Source organism: Chitinophaga sp., assembly GCF_036569185.1.
Classification (GTDB): Bacteria; Bacteroidota; Bacteroidia; order Chitinophagales; family Chitinophagaceae; genus Chitinophaga.
Map to the genome: position 1 here is coordinate 1 of NZ_DATCRD010000116.1, position 3,304 is coordinate 3,304.

At 44.9% G+C, this 3,304-nt stretch carries 4 protein-coding genes; all 4 read right to left on the reverse strand.

The genetic code is table 11. The features are described from left to right. Nucleotides 1-1,091 (reverse strand): aminotransferase class V-fold PLP-dependent enzyme (locus VIM72_RS08420; RefSeq protein ID WP_332002394.1); only part of this gene is annotated, 1,091 nt, incomplete at its 3' end. Next, the gene (locus VIM72_RS08425; RefSeq protein ID WP_332002395.1) at nucleotides 1,078-1,995 is read right to left on the reverse strand and encodes a family 2A encapsulin nanocompartment shell protein; all 918 of its coding nucleotides are present in this window, start codon (nucleotides 1,993-1,995) and stop codon (nucleotides 1,078-1,080) included. The genes VIM72_RS08425 and VIM72_RS08420, both read right to left, overlap by 14 nt. A 242-nt stretch (nucleotides 1,996-2,237) precedes the next feature. Beyond that, entirely contained in the window at nucleotides 2,238-2,828 is a 591-nt protein-coding gene (locus VIM72_RS08430; RefSeq protein WP_332002396.1) for a YdeI/OmpD-associated family protein, read from the reverse strand. A gap of 1 nt (nucleotide 2,829) precedes the next feature. Further along, the gene (locus VIM72_RS08435; RefSeq protein ID WP_332002397.1) at nucleotides 2,830-3,246 is read right to left on the reverse strand and encodes a DUF1761 domain-containing protein; all 417 of its coding nucleotides are present in this window, start codon (nucleotides 3,244-3,246) and stop codon (nucleotides 2,830-2,832) included. Nucleotides 3,247-3,304 lie beyond the last annotated feature (58 nt).

The following is a 3,304-nucleotide window of genomic DNA, read 5'->3' on the forward strand; positions in this document are numbered from 1 at the left end:
CCCCAGCTTTTGGCTACCAGGTTAATGGCTTCGGTAGTTCCGCGTACAAAAACAATTTCATTGGGCGAACCTGCATTCAGGAAGGTCTGAACCTTTTTGCGGGCAGCTTCATAAGCGTCTGTTGATCTTGCCGCAAGCTCATGCGCCGCACGGTGAACATTGGAATTTTCATGCTCATAAAAGTAGCTGATCCTGTCAATGACCTGTTTCGGCTTCTGCGTGGTAGCCGCATTGTCAAGCCATATCAGGGGCTTGCCTTTCACATATTCCTGCAGGATCGGAAAGTCCTGCCTGATCCGGTTAATATCCGCAGCGCTCTTTTTGCCTTCTCCCTGCTCTTTCGCTGCAGTAACGGAACTATCACCGAAAGTTTTCAAAAGGTTTTTTTCATTTAAAAAATAAAACGCCGGTTCGGAAACGCTGCCACCCGGCAGCTGAGGGCTAAAGGGTACAGACGGTATATTTTTAAGCAGTTCCGATACGGCAGCTTCAAAAGGCTGATCCAAAAAGCCCGGCAGATAATCCAATGTTGTGGGCAATGTATAATTGTTTCCTGAACCCAGTGGTGTATTCCCTGAACGGTCCGTATGATTATTTATCCTTTCCAGGTAGGAAGCATACCCATTACCAGTAACCGGTTGATCCGGTTTCAGAGACCGGTGTGGATCAGGAAAGCTGGTTTGCGGGTTTTGCAGATCAACCGCATTATTCTGCTCAATAGCTGAAGGCGATATTCCGCTACCGGCAACGGATTGAGGCACATGACCCAAACCAGTGCTTTGTGGATCGGGCAAGCTTGTTTGAGGATCGTTAATATCCACCGCATTGCCCTGTTCAATAGCTGAAGGCGATATTCCGCTGCCGGCAACAGATGCCGGTATGTGATCCGTGTCCGTCAGCTTGCCGGCAGGTTGTTTGTGATCCCTCAGATCAGTGGCGCCGGAAGGGCTAAAAGCCGCCGGTGGTGTGCCTCCAACAGTGGAAGACGGCGGCGCCTGCGCAGTTCCCGGCAGCGCGGTAAAAAACTTGTTCGCCAGCTTTTCAAGCACAGAAACATCCGGTAAGCCTTCGGGATAATTATTGGTAGTCATAGTAATTTCCTATTTCAACATCATCAAGTACGGCTATAGCATCATCCACCAATACTGCTAATGAACAGTATAAAGAGATCAGGTAATTCGCAATAGCCTTGTTATTGATCCCCATAAATCTCACGGACAAACCGGGTGATTGTTCACCGGGTAATCCTGGCTGATATAAGCCAACAACACCCTGGCGGCTTTCACCGGTTCTGAGTAATATTATTTTTGTCTTGCCATCAACAATAGGCACTTTATCAGATGGGATAAGCGGAATGCCTCTCCAGGTGAGGAACTGCGAACCAAAGAGCGATACGGTTGGCGGAGGCACGCCCCGTCTTGTGCACTCTCTCCCAAATGCGGCAATAGCCTGTGGATGCAGCAGGAAAAAACCAGGCTCCTTCCAGACCTTCGTGATCAGTTCATCCATGTCATCCGGCGTAGGAGAACCTTTGCGTACTTTGATGCGCTGAGAAGGTACAATGCTGCTCAGCAAACCGTATTCCTTGTTGTTTATAAGCTCACTTTCCTGCCTTTCCTTAACAATTTCAATAGTAAGGCGCAGCTGCTCGCTGATCTGGTTATACGGTTTACTGTAAAGATCCGATACACGCGTATGTACGTCTAAAACGGTGGTTACCGCGCTCAGGTTGTATTCCCGCGGGTTCTCTATATAATCAACAAAAGTTGAGGGCAGGGATCGTTCATCCCGCGCAGAGCAGTCAACTTCTACCTGCTGTTCATCCCTAACCTTGTTTAACCGGTAAACACCTGATTCAACAGGGATCCAGTTTAATAAATGCGTTAACCACCTTGGTGAAATAGCGGTAAGTTGTGGTACGGTACGGGTAGCAATGGCAAGCTGTCTGGCAGCTACATCACCAAGTGCTGTTTGCTTGATTTTTTGGTCGGCCATGATTTAAGTTTATGGAGGTTATCTACTTACTGACTTTTCATTGATATCTCACTTTAGGGATCGGTGAACTATAAGAATTGGTGGTTTCTTAACGTCAGTAGAATTCAGTATGAATATAAAATAAAATCCGCTAGTTTAAAAATACTTTTAAAACTGGCAAAAGTTAACATTTCCCGGGGCAATCAAACAATAATTACTGTTATTTATTTATAAACTTTAAACAATGCATGCAGGAATTCCATTCATCTGAATTGCTTAGGTTTCAGCTGCTGACTTGCAAGTTCCGCTATTTCACTGATCCTTTTTTGCCTCGTTTCAGGCCGTTTGGCAAGTACCAGCCATTGTAAGATGCTTTTTCTTACAGATCGGCTTAAGCTCATAAAATAGTCCTTTGACCCTGGCCAGCTTTTGAAGCCACTGGCCAGGTCTTTCGGTATTTTCAATTTTTCAACATCATCTAAAATTTTCCACGAACCATTCTGTTTCGCGGTTTTAATACACTCATAACCTGCCGGTGTCATAAGCCCTTCCTCGATCAGCCGCTGTACTTTTTCCTTGTTGATCTTTGACCAAACGCTTTTCGGTTTCCGTTTGCAAAAGAACTGCATGAACTTATCATCGCCCAGGGATGTTCGCGTACTGTCTATCCAGCCAAAGCAAAGCGCTTCGTCAACAGCTTCACTATATATGATGGATGGAATATTCGATTGCTTCTTATAGTAAATAAGCAGAACGGATTCCTTTAAACGATGGTTTTCCTTTAACCATTGCCGCCAGTCTTCCCGGCTTGCCGGGCAAAAAGTTGCTGCCTGCTTTTTTTGAATTACGCTCACCTTATTTCATTGAAATTAAAATAATGCTTACGATGAGTATACCCAGTAAATGATAGGTACCGGTTATAATTCCATAAAGAATGGGGCGGGGAATATTGGGGTTGATGGCAATATTAACCGTATTGGCAAACAGGTACCCAATGCCAATAACTATAGCAAACTCCAAAGCACCTGCAAACTGATGAATATTCAGCACATAAATTAAAACTGCGCTCACAATGGTGATCACCAGTGAGCAAAGCGCAGGACCTACAATAAAGATTGGCGCATTGTTTTGCAGGGTTTCGTTCTCACGCCCCAGGGAAATTTTGTACTGCTTATGAAAAAGTAATGTGAACCATAAGGCGCCGAGCAAAAAATAGGCAACAAATGCAACTGAAACGCTGATCCAATTTAAATTTGCTAGTTGACTGATCATAAAATTGACTTTACTGTTTAGAATGCAAATCTAAATGGGCCAGATGACAGCCCTATGT